17 protein-coding genes are annotated in these 16,295 nt (G+C 55.1%); 11 read left to right on the forward strand and 6 right to left on the reverse strand.

The features are described 5' to 3' along the window. Positions 1-5: 5 nt before the first annotated feature. On the reverse strand, positions 6-566 hold the full coding sequence (locus ENN40_02050; protein HDP94123.1) for a nitroreductase: 561 nt from the start codon (positions 564-566) through the stop codon (positions 6-8). Between the two features lie 183 nt (positions 567-749). On the opposite strand from ENN40_02050, the gene ENN40_02055 reads away from it, so the two are divergent. Then, a complete protein-coding gene (locus tag ENN40_02055; protein ID HDP94124.1) occupies positions 750-2,210 on the forward strand; it encodes an aminoacyl-histidine dipeptidase in 1,461 nt (486 codons plus the stop codon). A 42-nt stretch (positions 2,211-2,252) separates the two neighbouring features. On the opposite strand, the gene ENN40_02060 is transcribed toward ENN40_02055, so the two are convergent. The 3 genes from ENN40_02060 to ENN40_02070 all read right to left on the reverse strand — a co-directional run bounded on the left by ENN40_02060 (position 2,253) and on the right by ENN40_02070 (position 5,083). Beyond that, positions 2,253-3,302, reverse strand: a complete 1,050-nt coding sequence (locus ENN40_02060; GenBank protein ID HDP94125.1) for a hypothetical protein — start codon at positions 3,300-3,302, stop codon at positions 2,253-2,255. Next, positions 3,280-4,101, reverse strand: a complete 822-nt coding sequence (locus ENN40_02065) for a helix-turn-helix domain-containing protein (GenBank protein ID HDP94126.1) — start codon at positions 4,099-4,101, stop codon at positions 3,280-3,282. Before ENN40_02065 ends, ENN40_02060 begins: the two co-directional genes overlap by 23 nt. A gap of 103 nt (positions 4,102-4,204) precedes the next feature. Next, the gene (locus ENN40_02070) at positions 4,205-5,083 is read right to left on the reverse strand and encodes a YitT family protein (GenBank protein HDP94127.1); all 879 of its coding nucleotides are present in this window, start codon (positions 5,081-5,083) and stop codon (positions 4,205-4,207) included. 133 nt (positions 5,084-5,216) lie between these two features. On the opposite strand from ENN40_02070, the gene ENN40_02075 reads away from it, so the two are divergent. Then, on the forward strand, positions 5,217-6,113 hold the full coding sequence (locus ENN40_02075; GenBank protein HDP94128.1) for a hypothetical protein: 897 nt from the start codon (positions 5,217-5,219) through the stop codon (positions 6,111-6,113). A 40-nt stretch (positions 6,114-6,153) separates the two neighbouring features. Here ENN40_02075 and ENN40_02080 read toward each other — a convergent pair whose 3' ends face one another. Together ENN40_02080 and ENN40_02085 are read right to left on the reverse strand one after the other, a co-directional pair. Further along, positions 6,154-6,411: a hypothetical protein gene (locus tag ENN40_02080; GenBank protein ID HDP94129.1), complete on the reverse strand. Its 258-nt coding sequence runs from the start codon at positions 6,409-6,411 to the stop codon at positions 6,154-6,156. A gap of 20 nt (positions 6,412-6,431) precedes the next feature. After that, complete coding sequence (locus ENN40_02085) at positions 6,432-7,139, reverse strand: hypothetical protein (protein ID HDP94130.1); 708 nt, start codon at positions 7,137-7,139, stop codon at positions 6,432-6,434. 117 nt (positions 7,140-7,256) lie between these two features. On the opposite strand from ENN40_02085, the gene ENN40_02090 reads away from it, so the two are divergent. The 9 genes from ENN40_02090 to ENN40_02130 all read left to right on the forward strand — a co-directional run bounded on the left by ENN40_02090 (position 7,257) and on the right by ENN40_02130 (position 16,238). After that, the gene (locus ENN40_02090) at positions 7,257-7,775 is read left to right on the forward strand and encodes a hypothetical protein (protein ID HDP94131.1); all 519 of its coding nucleotides are present in this window, start codon (positions 7,257-7,259) and stop codon (positions 7,773-7,775) included. A gap of 25 nt (positions 7,776-7,800) precedes the next feature. Continuing rightward, the gene (locus ENN40_02095) at positions 7,801-9,093 is read left to right on the forward strand and encodes a hypothetical protein (GenBank protein HDP94132.1); all 1,293 of its coding nucleotides are present in this window, start codon (positions 7,801-7,803) and stop codon (positions 9,091-9,093) included. A 173-nt stretch (positions 9,094-9,266) separates the two neighbouring features. Further along, on the forward strand, positions 9,267-10,334 hold the full coding sequence (locus ENN40_02100; GenBank protein ID HDP94133.1) for a GDP-L-fucose synthase: 1,068 nt from the start codon (positions 9,267-9,269) through the stop codon (positions 10,332-10,334). Positions 10,335-10,425: 91 nt separating this feature from the next. After that, a complete protein-coding gene (locus ENN40_02105) occupies positions 10,426-11,208 on the forward strand; it encodes a glycosyltransferase (GenBank protein HDP94134.1) in 783 nt (260 codons plus the stop codon). Then, the gene (locus tag ENN40_02110) at positions 11,205-11,912 is read left to right on the forward strand and encodes a glycosyltransferase (protein ID HDP94135.1); all 708 of its coding nucleotides are present in this window, start codon (positions 11,205-11,207) and stop codon (positions 11,910-11,912) included. Before ENN40_02105 ends, ENN40_02110 begins: the two co-directional genes overlap by 4 nt. A gap of 1 nt (position 11,913) precedes the next feature. Further along, positions 11,914-13,149 (forward strand): hypothetical protein, encoded by a 1,236-nt coding sequence (locus ENN40_02115; GenBank protein ID HDP94136.1) that lies wholly within the window; start codon positions 11,914-11,916, stop codon positions 13,147-13,149. Between the two features lie 151 nt (positions 13,150-13,300). Further along, positions 13,301-13,807 (forward strand): N-acetyltransferase, encoded by a 507-nt coding sequence (locus tag ENN40_02120; GenBank protein ID HDP94137.1) that lies wholly within the window; start codon positions 13,301-13,303, stop codon positions 13,805-13,807. Next, the gene (locus tag ENN40_02125) at positions 13,800-15,185 is read left to right on the forward strand and encodes a sugar transferase (GenBank protein HDP94138.1); all 1,386 of its coding nucleotides are present in this window, start codon (positions 13,800-13,802) and stop codon (positions 15,183-15,185) included. The genes ENN40_02120 and ENN40_02125 overlap by 8 nt, the downstream gene beginning before the upstream one ends. Before the next feature lie 75 nt (positions 15,186-15,260). Continuing rightward, entirely contained in the window at positions 15,261-16,238 is a 978-nt protein-coding gene (locus ENN40_02130; GenBank protein HDP94139.1) for a Gfo/Idh/MocA family oxidoreductase, read from the forward strand. Positions 16,239-16,295: the final 57 nt, after the last annotated feature.

Consider the following 16,295-nt stretch of genomic DNA (forward strand, 5'->3'; position numbering starts at 1 on the left):
CCCCCTCACTCCTCGGAATATCGCTCCAGCAACATGATCTTTTTCAAAGGATGGCGCTCGGGTCGTTCGCGCTCGCTGACCAGTTGAGACGCGTTCAACAAATCTTCAGGGTTTTTTGCCCTCTGTCCACAAATTAACAGCGTAACCAACATCTGATCCTGCGGAATTTCCAGGATTTCACGCACGAGATCTGTCTTGAATCCGGCGATGGCATGGGCCACCAGCCCCAGCTCCGTGGCTTTCAGCATAAGCAGGGCCGTGGCCATACCGGTATCAAAGAGGTAGTACTCCCGCCCTTTCACGACGCAATCATCTTTCTTGCGGGCACAAACCGCGATCACGAGCGAAGCATGATGAGCCCATTCGTTGCCTTTTGAGAAAACCTGCTTCAGCGCTTCCAACCGGGCCTGATCCCGGACGAACACGAACCGCCAGGGCTGATTGTTAAAGCAGGAAGGGGCCAATGAAGCCGCCCGGACCATTTCCTCGACATCCGATACGCTTACGGATACCTGCTCAAGCGCACGCAAAGAGCGCCTCGTTTTCAAAACCTTTTCCAGATCCATATCGCCTCCTTTCCACTACGGTGCAAGCAGCACCACGCCGCTTAGTATGCACTCTCCATAAGGCGGCTTCAAGCAAATCGCGCAAGTCGCTTGCCGACCGCGTGGCAATTGCTCTCTGCGCGCAGCCTTGACATTGTTTCGGTCTTTCATTTATAGTCGGTGGTTGACATAAAGGAGAATAGCATGAATATCAACCACGCCAAGACCCAGGAGATCCTGGATGTTTTCGAAAAGATCGCGGCCATCCCCCGGTGTTCCAAGCACGAGGAAAAGATCGGTCGCTGGCTTATGGACTGGGCGGCCGAAAACGAGTTTCCCGCCCGCATGGATGATGTAGGCAACATCGTTATTGAGGTTCCGGCTTCGCCGGGATACGAGGATGTGCTCTCGGTTGTATTGCAAGGCCATCAGGACATCGTGTGCGAGAAAACCAAGACATCCACTCACGATTTTTCCAAAGATCCCATTCGCTTTGTATATGACGGGGATTGGCTTACGGCGGACGAAACCACGCTTGGTGCCGACAATGGAATCGCCATCGCCATGGCCATGGTCATGGCCACGGATAAAGACACACCCCATCCCCCCCTGGAGTTGCTGTTTACAGTTGATGAAGAAACCGGCCTGACCGGGGCCAATGCGCTGCAGCCCGGTTTCATCAAGGGCAAGATCCTCATCAACATCGATTCCGAAGACGAAGGCATCTTTACCGTCGGCTGTGCCGGCGGCATCAACACTTCCCTTAGCCTGCCCATGGTTCCAGTTGATCTTGGGCAAAAACACGTAACCTTGAGGCTTGAGGCCGGCAACATGAAAGGCGGCCATTCCGGCATCGACATCGCCCTGGGCAAGGCAAACGCCATTATCGTCATGGGCCGGCTGCTTCGCGAAGTGGCCAAGTCGGTCAAGTTCCTGTTGGTAGACATCAAGGGCGGAAGCGCGCACAACGCCATCCCGCGCGATTGCGAAGCCATAATCGCGGTGCCGGAGGAAGCCCGTGAACAGGTCACCGGGATTGTCCGGGATTTCGAAGCCGTGGTGAAAAAAGAGTATCGCAGCAATGAACCCAACCTCTTCCTGAGTGCGGAAAAAATTGATCCGCCTGGAGCTGGAGCCTACTCCAGCGCCACCACCTCGCGGGCCATCCAGATGATTCTGGCCATGCCCCACGGCGTAGCCGCCATGTCTCCGGACATTGAAGGACTGGTAGAAACTTCCAACAACTTCGCCAATATCCGCATTGAAGAAAACATCATGCGCGTTCTGAGCAGCCAGCGGAGCTCTGTGATGTCCCGCTTGGAAGCCCATACCGCCCGTATTGAGTCGGTCGCACTGCTGGCGGGCGGTCACGCCCTGAGCGGTGAAGGCTATCCACCCTGGCCGCCCGACATGGATTCCGCCCTGTTGAAGCGCAGCATCAAAGTGTACCAGAAACTGTTCAACAAGGAGCCCGTGGTCGAAGTGATCCACGCCGGTCTGGAATGCGGCATAATCGGGGACAAATACCCGGGCATGGACATGATCTCAATCGGCCCCACCCTCAAGTATCCCCATTCCCCTGACGAAAAAGTATCCGTCAGTGACATCGGCAAAATCTGGGACTTCGTGGCAGCGCTGTTTGCGGACCTCAAGTCCGAAGCGTAAAACACGCAATGAAGCCGGCGGGCGACATCCCGCGCCCGCCGGTCAGGTCTTTTTTTTTGCTCGCTGCTGAATAAAGCTCAGGGCCAGCCCGCGGATTACCGGGCTGGCGTTCTTGTTGGCCTGCAGCATCCGCAGATCACGTTCGTGTAGTTTTTTTATGAATCCCAGTGCGTCTTTAACCGGAGTTTTGGGGTTGTTGAGCAGTTCCACTACCAGGTTGTAGTTTTTCGTCCACTCCCGGTTGGCGGCGATACGTTGAATGATATCTCCCGAAATGCTGCGGTTTCGTACCACCAGCAGCACTTCGTCCTCGCTGATCTTCGGACTCTCTATCACAGCCACAGAGACCATCTTGTTGGCGTCGCGAATCAGGATCAAGCGTTCCGTTTTGCTCCCGGTCAGGGCCAGTTTGATGCGATCTGAGACGGGCATCTGATTGATACGCTGCAACGTGGTCTGCACCTGCTCTTCGATCAGTTCGTCCAGATTGTCGCTATCTTCCCCTTGAGCCCGTTCCGTTTGCTCTTCACTGATTGCTTCCTTCAAATCCTCAATCACCTCATCCGCCGGAATCTCCTGCGCCGGGACATCGCTCAGGTAGCTTTTGTGGATATCCTGGATCCGTGCCTGGATAAAGGAGCCGCAAGCGGGGTTTGCGGCCATGACATCCATGATTCCGGGATAGGCGATCAACTTGATCTGGTTTTCGAGAAGACACTCCAGCATGGTTTCATCGCCGTGTTGGGCGATTTTTTTTAAAAACTCCGGTGGCAGAGACTGATTGTGAACCGCGCCGGCAATGGCTTCCATGTCTTTGCGGTTCACGCCGTCCACCATCACGTAATAAGCCACCCGGTGATCGCAGTTGCGCTTACGCACGTATGTGGACTTGGTTCCCGGAGACAACTCATTCAGGAGCTGGCGGGCCCTTGCGGAATTCTCCGGGTTTTTCATGCAATAGACGAGGGCTTCCAGATATTCCTCCTCGGTCAGGGGCAACTGACGGGAAAGCAGCATGGCCGTCAGATCCGCACCCGCATCAGCGGAAACCACCTGCTCAACCAGCGGATTACGGGACAGGATCGTGCTCATGAGTCTGTGTTTGGAATGGAGAAAGGGGTTGTACACGGACCGTTACCGGGTGGCTCTGTGACCGATAACCGGATTCCTCCCGCCCGTTCAAGGTCAGCTTGACCACCGAGGGATCTCCCAGGCTGAGTTGAAGATCGTATCCATTCACCACGAATTCTTCACCGGGCAGAAACACCCGCGATATCTCCACCCGCCCCCCGCGGCGAACCTGCGCCCAGCAGCGGGAGGAAAACCGTGCATATATGGCGGCGGGAGGGGTGGCAACACCCCAGACCCGGGTTTCCTGATCCAACCAGGTGCAAAGACTGCCTTTACGCCGGGGCTCGACAGGCGTTTGCAATCCGGGCTGCATCCATCCCGGCTCAAAAGCCGCGCCGGTTAAGTGGAAATCGGGCGCAGCGGCAAACCAGTTAAACACACGATTGCGGTTTGTCGCAAAGAGAAATGCCGCGGCAACCACCAGCAGCAATACAACCAGCAGGAACCTCAGCCGGTAGCGGCGACGGAACCGATATACCTGGATTTTCTCAACAGTATGGGCGGCATGGCCTTCTCCGGTTGGAGAGGAAGGCGGTTGAATCGGGTACCGGGCCAAAAACGATGCGGGATCCTCTCCCAAAGCCCGCAGGTACTCACGGATAAAATGATGGCGATAAAACTGCCCCCGAACGGAATGAAAATCACCCGCTTCCATTTCCGAGAGTACGCGTTCAGATATCCGGGTACGGCGGGAAAGTTCCTCCAGGGAACACTCGTGACTGACGCGGATCTCCCGCAAAGCCTCTCCGACTTTCTCCATGATAGATATATTGTAGAAAAAGCAATCGGGATGTCAACCGGGAAAAGTTGGAGAAAAGGTGTCAGGTTACGGGGTAGGGGCGGTTCGCTGTGAGAAATGAGGACTAAGACATGAGCTGGGAGCGAAACCCTTTCCCCAGCACTGCATAGGTGTCGGAAATCACCACAAAAGCCTCGGGATCGATCTCTTTGACGAACTCACGCAACTCGGGAATCTGCTTGCGATGGATCACGGACATGAGGAGTTCCCGGTCGCGTTTGAGATACATGGAACGGGATTTCAACGCCGTTCCTCCGCGGTGCAGAGAAAACAGGATAAACTCCTCGATCTGTTTGCCCTTGTTTGAGTTGATAAAGACCATCTTGCTGTGATTCCATCCCTCCAGGATGCGGTCGATCACCCAGGTGGAAATATACAGCACAATGTAGCCATAAAGGGGCGCTTCCCACGAACGGAACGACAGCCCCGATGCGGAAATGATCACGAAATCCACTGCCATGATGGCCATTCCCACCGTCATTCCCGTCCACTTGCTGATGACCTGCCCCAGGGTATCGGTACCCCCGGTGGACGCCTTGCTGCGAAAAATGATTCCCAGCCCGACACCGATGCACACCCCCGAATAGATGGCAGCCAGCAGGGGGTTGTCCGTGGCGCCCGGCAGTTTCAGAATCTCGTAAAAAAAGTCGATCAGCAGGGAAGAGAGCACCATGCCAAACAAACTCTTGACCCCGTAACGACTGCCCATCACCCGGATTCCCAGGACAAAAACCGGGATATTGAAAATCATAATGAGGATGCCGACCGGAAGGTTGAAAAAATAGTTCAGGATAATGGCAATGCCGGAAACGCCTCCCGGAACCAGGTGATGAGGAATCAGGAACAAGGCGTAGCCCAGTCCCATAATCAGGCTCCCCAGCACGATCTTGACCATGTCCCTGGCTTGCTTCCAGGCAAACATATGTCTGATATTCGCGTTCATTTGTTTTCCTTGATTCACGGCGGCCGACTCCCCGTGATGAAAGCTGTATTGTATGTGCTTCGGTCGCCGGGATCAAGATGCGGAAGTGTTGATTTTTCATCTTTCAAGCCCTATAATTGCCGCCGACACCATCATGAAAAGATATCACGTCTCAATTCTGTTATGGATCATCGCGTTCTGCCTCACCTTGGCGATCGCTGTTTTTCAGCGCGTCACCGGACCGACCTGGCCGGTCCGTGGAGAGGAAAAGGTCAACAACATGCCGGTCCAGTACCGCTTTTTGCGCAGTCAAACGGCCCATACGCCTCTGGAGGTGCGCGTAAAAACCCGGCATAACGGGCTGAATCTGGCATTAAAATATCGCCGTTTCCGCGCTAACGAAGAGTGGCATGAAACGGTCATGCACTGGGACGGTGACGGTTACGTGGCCCACATATCGGGCCAACCCCCGGCCGGAAAAATCGAATACCAGGTCTATTCCGGCACTGCCGCAGAGTTAAAACCGTTGCTGCCTTCTTCAATCGTGGCGCGCTTCAAGGGACACGTGCCCACGGTTTGGCTCATTTTTCACATCCTGTTCATGATGTCCGCCATCTTGTTGTGCGCCCGCACGGGCCTGGAATGTCTGCGTCCGGATGCCCGCCTGTCGCGGCTGGTGGGGGTTACCCTTTCCGCCGTAATCCTGGGCGGCCTGGTCTTCGGCCCTCTGGTTCAATATTTTGCTTTCGGCGACCTTTGGACCGGTTTCCCCGTGGGAACCGACCTCACGGACAACAAAACTCTGGTGATGGTCCTGTTCTGGCTGGCAGCCTTTTTTCTTTACCGTCGCAGCCGTTGGTGGGTTTTTGCCGCGGCGGTATTGATGCTGGCCGTTACCCTGATCCCGCATTCCATGTGGGGATCCGAGCTGGATTACGCAAGCGGGGAAATGCGCAACAAGTTCTCTCGCCCGGCCATGGCACCGTCTTTCCCAGCCCCGGGAAGCGGCATGCGGAATCGCCTGGACCGGTTCAAGTCCAGACAAGCGTAAGGGTGCGGATGGGGGGCATGCCCGCCAGAGCATGAAAGACTTACTGCTCCGGTTCCCGGCTGATCACGCCCCGTTCGATCAGCAGGTTCATCTGCTTGTTCACCGCTTCAGCAAAACGCAGGAAATGGGGGATGGTCAAATGCAGGTAGGAATGAACATTGACCACATCCGGATCACGGATGTCACGGATACCAAGTCCCATGCATACTTCTTCGGGATTGGTATTAAAAGAGATCAGGTTGGCATAGAGGTGCTCGGCCCCCTCGTCAATCAATTCAAAAGATTCTTTTTCAGACATAAACACTCCGGTAATGAGAATCAGCGGGAACGCAAGCTATGGCGCTCGAGTTTCTGCAACAGCCGATAAAGGCGCTGCTCTGGTTCGGTCAATACCAAACGGCTGCCCGCCTGTGTGCGGAAAGACTGCTTGATCACGCCCAAATCCACGGAAAAACCCAGGCGCTGGAAGGCCTCACGAATGCGCGGGTGACCGTGAATCAGCGATTCGTAGCTGATCACAATGCTCTTTTGAATGTTCTCGTGAGCCGCAACCAAAGCGTTGTTATTGGCAAACCAATCCAGGCGAAAACTGGAAATCCCCCGCCTGAGCATGCTGCTGTACACATCGGCAGGGTGACGGAAAATCAGCACCGTCCGAATGTTCTTGCTGATATGGCGGTAAAAAAACAATGCGGGGATATGGACGATCTTCAGTCCGGCCAATCCCCGGGTGTTGTTGAGCAACCTCACCACCCGGTTCATGACGGCAGTGTTCTCCGTCGTCATGGCATGGCTGATCAACTCCTTTTCCAACTCCTTGGCCTCCGCCAGCTCGAAATACCCGTCCCGATTGTAGTGATCCGCGCTGAGGTCGGACGGAAAATGGACTCCGGCGCTCTGCAATAACTTGCAGGCCAGTGAAGTGCCGCTGCGGGGATGACCCGCGACAAAAATGCCGTTGTTCAACACAACCGGTTCTTCACTTACGGGCGAGCGATGTGTACTGCTCACATAAACCCCCATCATTCAAACTGGCGAAACCACCAGGAGATGAATTGTACCACAGCCGAAAAGCCAAATACAGGGCGTCATTTGAGACAAACGCGGTTGACACCCACATCGCGGTTGGGCTAAGATTGAGGCATGGAAAGGGAACGGGAGGATCAGTGGTTTATTATCCATACCCGCCCACGCCAGGAATCGGTGGCTGAGTGCAGCCTGTTGTCTTTAGACATCCGGGTATACCTACCTCTTTACTACGCCCGTATCAAACGCAATAAAACCAAAGTTCCTATCCTGTCCCCCCTTTTCAAAGGCTACCTATTCGCCCAGTTCCCCGTGGAATCGTTATTCCACAAAGTTCGCTACTGTCGGGGTGTCAAAACCGTCCTGGGTGGCCAACACGGGCTATGGACCATTGATGATGTCCTGATCCAGAGTATTCGTGAGCGGGAAAAAGACGGCGTGGTGGTACTAAAAGAGCGTCCACAACGTTTTTCCCGCGGAGATGTGATCCGGGTGGATGAAGGGGATTTTGACGGCTGGGAAGGAGTATTTTACGAAGAACTGCCCGATAACGAGCGCGCGGTCATTCTTTTAACCAATGTTCATTTCTCAAGCAAGCTGATCGTTCCAAAGAGTTACCTGGTGGCCGAGAAATGAATCTGGGAACCCGGCCACCCCGGCCATGAGCCGAATCCACCACCCCAACCACTTGCTGATCATCGGCCTGGATGGTGTCCCTGTTGAACTGGTGCGACAATACACTGAAAACGGCACCATGCCCGTCTTGGGTGAATTGCTGCGGGGCCATTCCCCGCAAGCCATGACGGTCAGCCTTCCGGATGTATCCGCGGTTTCCTGGTCCGGTTTCATGACCGGCCGGGATTCAGGTTATCACGGAATCTTCGGGTTTACCGACCTGGAAGAGCACAGTTACCGGGTGCGGTTCCCCGACTCACGGGACCTGCGGGAAACGCCCTTTTTTATGCAGGGAAACAGGCGCTCCATTGTAGTCAACCTGCCGGCGACCTATCCCGCCCGGCCGTTCAAGGGGATTCTTATTTCCGGATTCGTAGCCCCAAACCTGCAGAAAGCCGTATGGCCGCAGGAACTGTACCCCCTGGTTAAAAAATCCGGCTACGTTGTTGACGTCGATTTCGGACAGGCGCACAAGGAGCCGGAAAGATTCCTGTCAGATCTCTACACCACCCTGCGACAACGATTGAATTTGTCCCTCCACCTGATGCGTCATGAAAAGTGGAACCTTTTCATGTTCACGGTTACGGGAACGGACCGGTTGCATCACTTTTTTTTCGATGCCTGGAACCGCAACGATCATCCCCGGCACAAGGACTTCGTCGATTACTACATGGAACTCGACAAAGTGCTGGGCGAACTGCTCATGGAAGCCCGCCGCCACAAACCCCTGGAATGGCTGATCCTGTCCGATCACGGGTTCGAATCACTGGTTACGGAAGTCAATATCAACCCACTTTTGCGCGAATGGGGATATGCCATGCCTGAAGCTGCGGATGCGGAAGGGATGCGCCTCCCGGTAAGTCACAGCCATGCATTTGCACTTGACCCGGGGCGGATCTACCTCAACACCAGAAACCGATTCCCCTCAGGCCGGGTGGAACCGCGAGAGAAAAAACGCCTCATGGATGAACTGACCACCGGCTTTTGTGGCTTCCATTTTAACAACAGGCCGGTGATTCGCGCGGTTCACCGCGCCGAAGAGATTTACGGACTTCCCCTGCGACATCGCGGGCCGGATCTGGTACTGGAAGGCATGCCCGGATTTGACCTCAAGGCCGGTTTTTCACGCCAGTCGGCATTCCACTCAGACAGGTTCCGCGGCACTCACCGCCGCGACAACGCCTTTATTTCCTGCTCGCAACCCGGCCTGATTCCCCGGAATCCCACCATCTTCCAGGTTCGAAATGTCATCGAGCAAATGCTCGAAAGCCGGGATTGAAGCCGCTTGTTCAGCAAGCAACCCCTGGATTCAAAGGTGAAAGCCAAATAAAGATTCACATTCCTCCCATAGAGAGAAACAGGCCTCCCGGCTCCGGCAAAAAGATTGTCAATCACTAGCTATAGTGCTAAAGTCTGATTCCGGCAATTGGTGATTGTGCACAGGAGGATAATCTGAACCGCGAGAAAAAAGTTTTCGTGACCGGACACAGAGGCCTGGTAGGCTCAGCGATGGTACGCCGATTAAAACATGAAGGGTACACAAACATCCTCACCCGTACCCACAACGAGCTCAACCTTGAAAACCAAGCTGACGTAAATGCCTTTTTTAAAAAAGAAAGACCCGACTATGTTGTCCTGGCTGCCGCCAAAGTCGGTGGCATTTGGGCCAACAAAACCCAGCCTGCTGAGTTCATTTTCAGCAACCTTTCGATTGCCGTCAATGTGGTGGATGCCGCTTATCGATTCAAAGTTCAGAAACTCATGTTCCTTGGCAGTTCTTGCATCTATCCAAAACTAGCTCCACAGCCTCTTAAGGAAGAGTACTTGCTCACTTCACCACTGGAACCCACAAATGAGGCCTACGCGATCGCCAAGATAGCCGGCCTGAAGATGTGTCGCTATTACAACGAACAATATGGCACCAACTTTATTTCCGTCATGCCAACTAACCTCTTCGGCCCAAACGATAATTATGATCTAAAATCATCCCATGTTCTTCCCGCAATGATCCGTAAATTCCACCTGGCGCGCTGCCTTGAACGCGAAGACTGGGCGGACCTGCGTCGTGATCTGTCGCATCGACCCGTGGATGGTGTGACTGGCCAAAGTGATGAGAATGATATTCAAGGCATCCTGAAGAAACATGGCATCCGCAGTGGGGGCAAAGACGTCCAGGTGATTTTATGGGGTTCCGGATCACCAAAACGCGAATTTCTGTACGTAGACGACCTGGCGGATGCCTTGCTGTTTCTCATGGAAAATTTCAACTACAGCGATGTGGGTGAAATCATCAACATCGGAAGCGGTGAAGATCTCTCTATCCGCGAATTGGCAGAGATGGTTGCGGTCATTGTGGGTTTTTCCGGTAACATTAATTGGGACACAAAGAAACCGGACGGCACCCCGCAAAAATTGTTGGATGTATCCCGCCTGCGCAATCTCGGCTGGTCGCCGGGGCATGAACTTGAAGCCGCGATTCGGACCACCTATGTAAATTACCGTTCATGTACTTGCTTATAGCTCGATATAAAGCATCGCCTTTCGCCTTGGCATGGATCAAGAGCAACATCCAATTGGAAAGGCGGAATAAAAAAATGCCGAAAGCGAGGAAATGGAAGTAGATTATATGAAACCAGATTGCCGTGGGATGGGACTTCCCATTTCTTCCTGTAACTTTTCCACACTGAAAACGAATATGCTGGAATGGATTCGTAAAAGGCGCTGCCACACAGTGATGACCATGAGTTTCCCAATGCTGGCACCGTACCAACAAGATGCGGATTACCACGACGCCATTGATCACAGCGAAGTGGTTCTGCCTGACGGCATGGCAGTTGTTTGGATGTCGAGATGGTGTGGGGACCCAATCCGCGAACGTCTTTCCGGACCGGACTTTTTCGAGCTTTTCTCGCAGACAGCTTCAATGTATCAAATGCGTTATTGCCTGCTGGGATCAACTCCCGAGGTACTAAAAGCCATGCGATTGCGCCTACTGAATGAATACCCGGGTATCACGGTAAGCGCATCTATTTCCCCGCCGTTCGGAGATTGGGAAGAACAGGTAGATCGGGAACTGGTAACCGCGGTGAACAACAGCCACGCGGATATTCTCTGGGTGGGAATCACGGCCCCCCGCCAGGAGGTCTGGCTGCACCGTCAGCGCAACCAGTTAACCGTTCCCGTGGCGGTTGCCATCGGTGCGGCATTTGATTTTTTCGCCGGAACAAAAAAAAGGGCCCCGAATTGGATGCGGCGATGCGGCATGGAATGGTTGTATCGGATTATGCAGGAGCCCCTGCGCATGTTGCCCCGTTACCTGCGTAGTCTGCCGACAGCTGTAAAGATTCTCATTTCCTGTCGGCGCTCGTTTCCCGGCCAAAAGAGAGAACCATGACCCGGCAACCGCGAATGTTGCTGATGGTCCCGCTCCCTCCCCCTGTGCATGGCGCCGGCCTGATCAGCCGGCAGGTCGTAAATTCCCGCCTGCTGAAAAGGTTTTTCCAAATCCGGGTGCTGCCCTTGCGCTTTACAGAGCAGCCGGCATCGCTGGGTCGATTCTCCCCAATCAAGGTGTTCCATGCCCCGGGCATTTCACTGAAACTGGTGGGGGAGCTGGTTTTTCACCGTCCCGACCTGGTTTACGTGGTGGTGACTCCCCGAGACTACTCCCATTCCCGCGACCTGGTCGCCTGGGTTTCTTCTGAGTGTTTGCATGCCGTGCCCAACGGACTCCCCGATCTGCCTGAGCCGGAACGGGAGAGAATCCCGCTGAAGAAACCGCCCATGTTGCCGTTCCTTTCCAACCTGAAGGTCAACAAGGGGGTTCATGTGTGCCTGGAAGCGCTGCGGACCGGCCTGCCGGTTGTGGCCACTCGTGAAGGCTCCATACCCTGGATTGTATCGGAGGGAAAAAGCGGTCTGCTGTGCCGCAAAAATGATGCGCACGACCTGGCCGCCTGCATCGAGCGCCTTCTGATAAAGAGCGAGCAGTGTGCGCAAATGGGCAGGGCCGGGCGGGAACGGTTTCTGGAACGCTTTACCCTCGAACGATTCGAAAGCCGCTTGCTTCATGTCATACGAATTGCCCTGAAAAAATGAAATGTTGAGACGATTGTTCAACACTTCTGTTTTTGTTTCCCTGTCGCGGGCTTTGACCACGGGAACGAATCTGGGGGTGATGTTTTTCGTGGCGCGATGCCTGGATGCCGAAAGTCTGGGCGTTTACGGAATCTGCTTCGCCGTGATGTACCTGGTCTATACATTAACCTCCTTCAACCTCGAGGTGTTCCTGGGCAAAGAGGCAGCCGTGGCCAGGGACAACCTGCAGCGGATGCAAAACCTCTTCGGCAAAGCAGTCACGGCCACTGCGATCGGATCGGTCATCACCCTACCTGTATGGGGGGCGGCCCAATGGATATACGGGGATGTCTCAGGGGGATTGCTAGCCCTGGCCGCGGCCTGCGGTGCGCTGTTGGGCCTGGACATGAACCTGAACGGTTTTTTGCTGGGACTTGAGCGGACGGAAGTGGAAACCGCGGTCAACCTGGGCTCTTCACTGGCTCTGCTCCTGCCCCTGGCGATCTGGTCCAGCCATATCGGGTTGGCCGGCGTATTCGCTTTAAGGGCCGCGGGATCAACGCTGGGAATCGGGGTGAAAGCCGCGGTTCTGCAACCATACTGGCGGAAAGGTATCACCCTGCCCCGGATGAGCTGCTTCCGCGACATCCGTTACTACTGGCTCGACCATATCGCGGGATATTTCCTGCGCCAGGCGGACATCCTGCTGCTCTCGCTCTTCGTGGGCCTGAAAGAGCTGGGAGTGTATTTCCTGGCCCTGCGCATCTACCTGGCCGTGGGCATCTTCGCCGAAGTCGGGACCCGCGCCCTGGTGCCCTTCTTTTCCCGCACCTACCATGGCATGGAGTCCCTCGCCATGGGAAAACTTCTGCGGCACATGTTGCTGATCTTCACAGGCTGCGGGCTTCTGCTGGGGATCCTCCTGGGTGTGTCCGGGAATTGGCTGATCTCGTTGTTCCGGCCGGCAATTGACACCGGAGGAGTGTGGCTGCGCTGGCTGGCCCTGGCGGTTCCGTTGCGCATGGCGGCATTCACCTTGGGTGCATTCATGAGTTCTTCCCGCTATCAGAAACAGCAATTTATGATTCATCTCGCCGGCGCCGGAACGCTGATCCTGTTGACCGTCGTTCTGGGAGTTTTTCTCTCTGCATCCGGCGTACTCGCGGCCCGCCTGATCAGTGAAGCATGCGGGTTCAGCCTGGCAATGGCGGTGGTGTTCTTCAGATTGCCGGAGAGTCCGGAACTCAGGCATAGTTAATGGATGAATCATCCCGGCCACGCACCGCCCCACATGGTTCCCACCTCTCCCAGAGGCCTGCACAGGCTCGTGATGCGCTCTGGGGGTTTTCGCCCATAAGCGTTCCGGGTATAATGGTCCATCCTGGATCAAGGAATCCACGAGGAGCTGCATGAGCAACAAACAGGTGTCCATCACTGAAGAGAATGTACGAATCGTGAATGTATGTCTTGGCCGCGATGTGCGCTGGTACGGCTTTATTAACCTGTACGGCTGCGAAATCGGTGACGAAACCCGGATCGGCACTTTCGTGGAGATCCAGAAAAACGCCGTGATCGGCAAGCGCTGCAAAATTTCTTCCCATACCTTCATATGTGAAGGAGTGGAAATCGAAGATGAAGTTTTCGTGGGACACAATGTCACTTTTATCAACGACAAATATCCCCGGGCCTGCAATCCGGACGGAAAACCCCAGACGGAGGCTGATTGGAAAGTGGAAAAGACACGAATCGGCCGACGGGCTTCACTGGGTTCGAGCGTGACCATCCTCGGAGGCGTCACCGTGGGAGAGGGGGCCATCGTGGGCGCCGGCTCCGTCGTTACACGCGATATCCCCGCCAACGCCGTGGCGGCGGGAAATCCCGCCCGGGTGTTGCGATTAATGAAACAGAATGAATAAACAGGGCCTTTACCTGGCATTCGCCGATATCCTGGCTTTCATCGGCACTTATGCCGGATTGCGGACCCTGTTCAAACGTCCGGCCATCCCCGTTACCGCTGCGGTACTGCTCGGCCTCTTCCTGGTGGTTTTCTGGTACTATCGCTTGTATCGGGTAGAGGTGTTTTTCAACCGCCTGCAATACGCTTCGCGCGTCATGCGCACCGTACTGGTGGTGTTCGTGTTGTTCTGGGGCACATGGTGGTTCCTGCTCAAAACCCAATGGCCGGAGGCTTCACGCCTTCTCCTGGTCGGATTGTTCATGGGATTCGGACTCTTGTACCCACTTACGCTGCGCATGGCGATTGGACGCTGGTTGTTGCGGCGAACCCCGACCCGGTATCGATTGTCAACCGTGCTTAGAGACCTGCTAGTGAAAGGACCGGGCCGCATCCTCACGCGACTGGAAGCGATGGATCCGGGAGAGCCCCCAGGTACCATGCGCGGCGGTCTTTTGCTGCTGGAATTTCAACCTTCGGCCCGCGCATCGACCCGGGCCGACTTGTGGCGGGAATACAGCGATTTTCTCAATACCGCCAAAAAAGAAGCTCTGGCTTACCGGGCAACCGTTATCATATTCAACCTCTACAACACGGAACTGAACCACGAGGGAACCATCATGGCATTGGGTGATTTCGGCGGGTTGCCCTTGTCCGGACATGGGCATAAGTGCTACCGCCGCATGGCCAAGCCTATGCTGGACCGGGTCTTGGCCATGCTGCTGCTACCCCTGCTGGCCTTGCTCCACCCCTTCGTGGCCCTGGTGGTGCGCCTGGAATTCGGGAAGCCGATCATTTTCCGTCAAATCCGGCTGGGGCGCCGGGGGAACCCCTTCCGCCTTTTCAAATACCGCACCATGCGGCTGGTATCTGGTTCCAATGCCGGAGATGTGGATTCACGTCACCGTGAATACATCGCAACACTTCTGCAAGAAGAGGAACAGGCACGCCTCGATTCCGGCCGCCTCGTATCCGTTGACCAGCGGGTGCGCAAAATGCGCCACCGGGAAGAGATCAGTTTCCCCGGCGCGATGTTGCGCAAGACCAGCCTGGATGAGCTGCCTCAAATCATCAACGTCCTGGCCGGACACATGTCTTTTGTGGGACCGCGTCCCGCCCTTCCCTATGAAGTCGAGATGTACCCCGCCTGGGCCGGAAAGCGCCTGGATTCCCCCCAGGGCATCACCGGGCTGTGGCAGGTGTCCGGCAGGGGAATGATGCCCCTGCATACATCCCTTTTCCTGGATGGCTATTACACGATGGAATATGATTTTTGGCTGGACTTGCTTATTTCCCTTCGGACACTGCGATCGGTTTTCGCTTTTTCCCGGGTATACTGAACCGGTTCCTCATGCTATAATGGTGCCCCATTCGGTTGGCTCTCTACAAAGGAATCAGCAGATAAAGGAGGCGGCATGCGCATAGGCGTGATCGGTACCGGCTACTGGGGACGGAACATCGTGCGAAATCTCTCGCGCCAAAGGGAAGTGGATTCCCTGGTGGTTTGCGACCGGGATCCGGGAGCTTTGCGTTCCATTGCCGCCGCATTCCCTACAGTCGAGACCGTCCCAGATATTTCAGTTTTCCTTAATGATCCGGAACTGACCGGCGTTTTCGTTGTTACTCCGCCGGAAACGCATTATGAAATGGGATGCCGCGTCCTGGATGCGGGCAAGCACCTGTATATCGAGAAACCCTTTGCCATCTGCAGCGACCATGCGCGCGACCTGGTAAAACGAGCTGCGAAACATTCCCTGCAACTCATGAGCGGCCACACATTCCTGTATTCCCCACCCGTACGCGAGATCAAGCGCATTGTTGAACGGGGCGACTTGGGCCGGGTGGAGTTCATCTCTTTCCGTCGCATCAATCTCGGTATCCATCAGCGGGCGGTAAACGTGCTGTGGGATCTTCTGCCCCATGATCTTTCCATGGCGCTTTACTGGTTGGGCGACGTGCGACTGCGCCACGCACGCTGCTTTCTGAAGACTTCAGTGGGAAAGCATCCCGATGTGGGATTTGTGTTCATGGAATTTGACAACGCCACCATGATGGAAGGCCTTGTCAGTTGGCTTTCGCCACGCAAACTCCGTGAAACCATCATTGTGGGCAACCGGCGCATGCTGATCTACAACGACACGGAGCCGGAAGAAAAAATCAAGATTTACGATAAAAAAGTGGAAGAGTTGGAACCCGGCGATTTCGGTGAGTTTCAATTGGCATACCGGGTGGGGGATGTAATCAGCCCGCGTATCGATTCATCCGAGCCCCTCAGCCTGATGGTGGCGGATTTCATTTCCGCCATTCGTGAAGGCCGCCCACCCCTGAGCGATGGAGAATTCGGCCTGCGCATCACGGACATGATCGAACAGGCCCTTCAGGACTCAAATTAAGCCCGATTCCTTTGCAAATGTCCCCGTTTCTTCAACTCGTTCTCGTGATGAGATCGT

This window comes from Candidatus Aminicenantes bacterium, from assembly GCA_011049425.1.
GTDB lineage: Bacteria > Acidobacteriota > Aminicenantia > UBA2199 > UBA2199 > UBA876.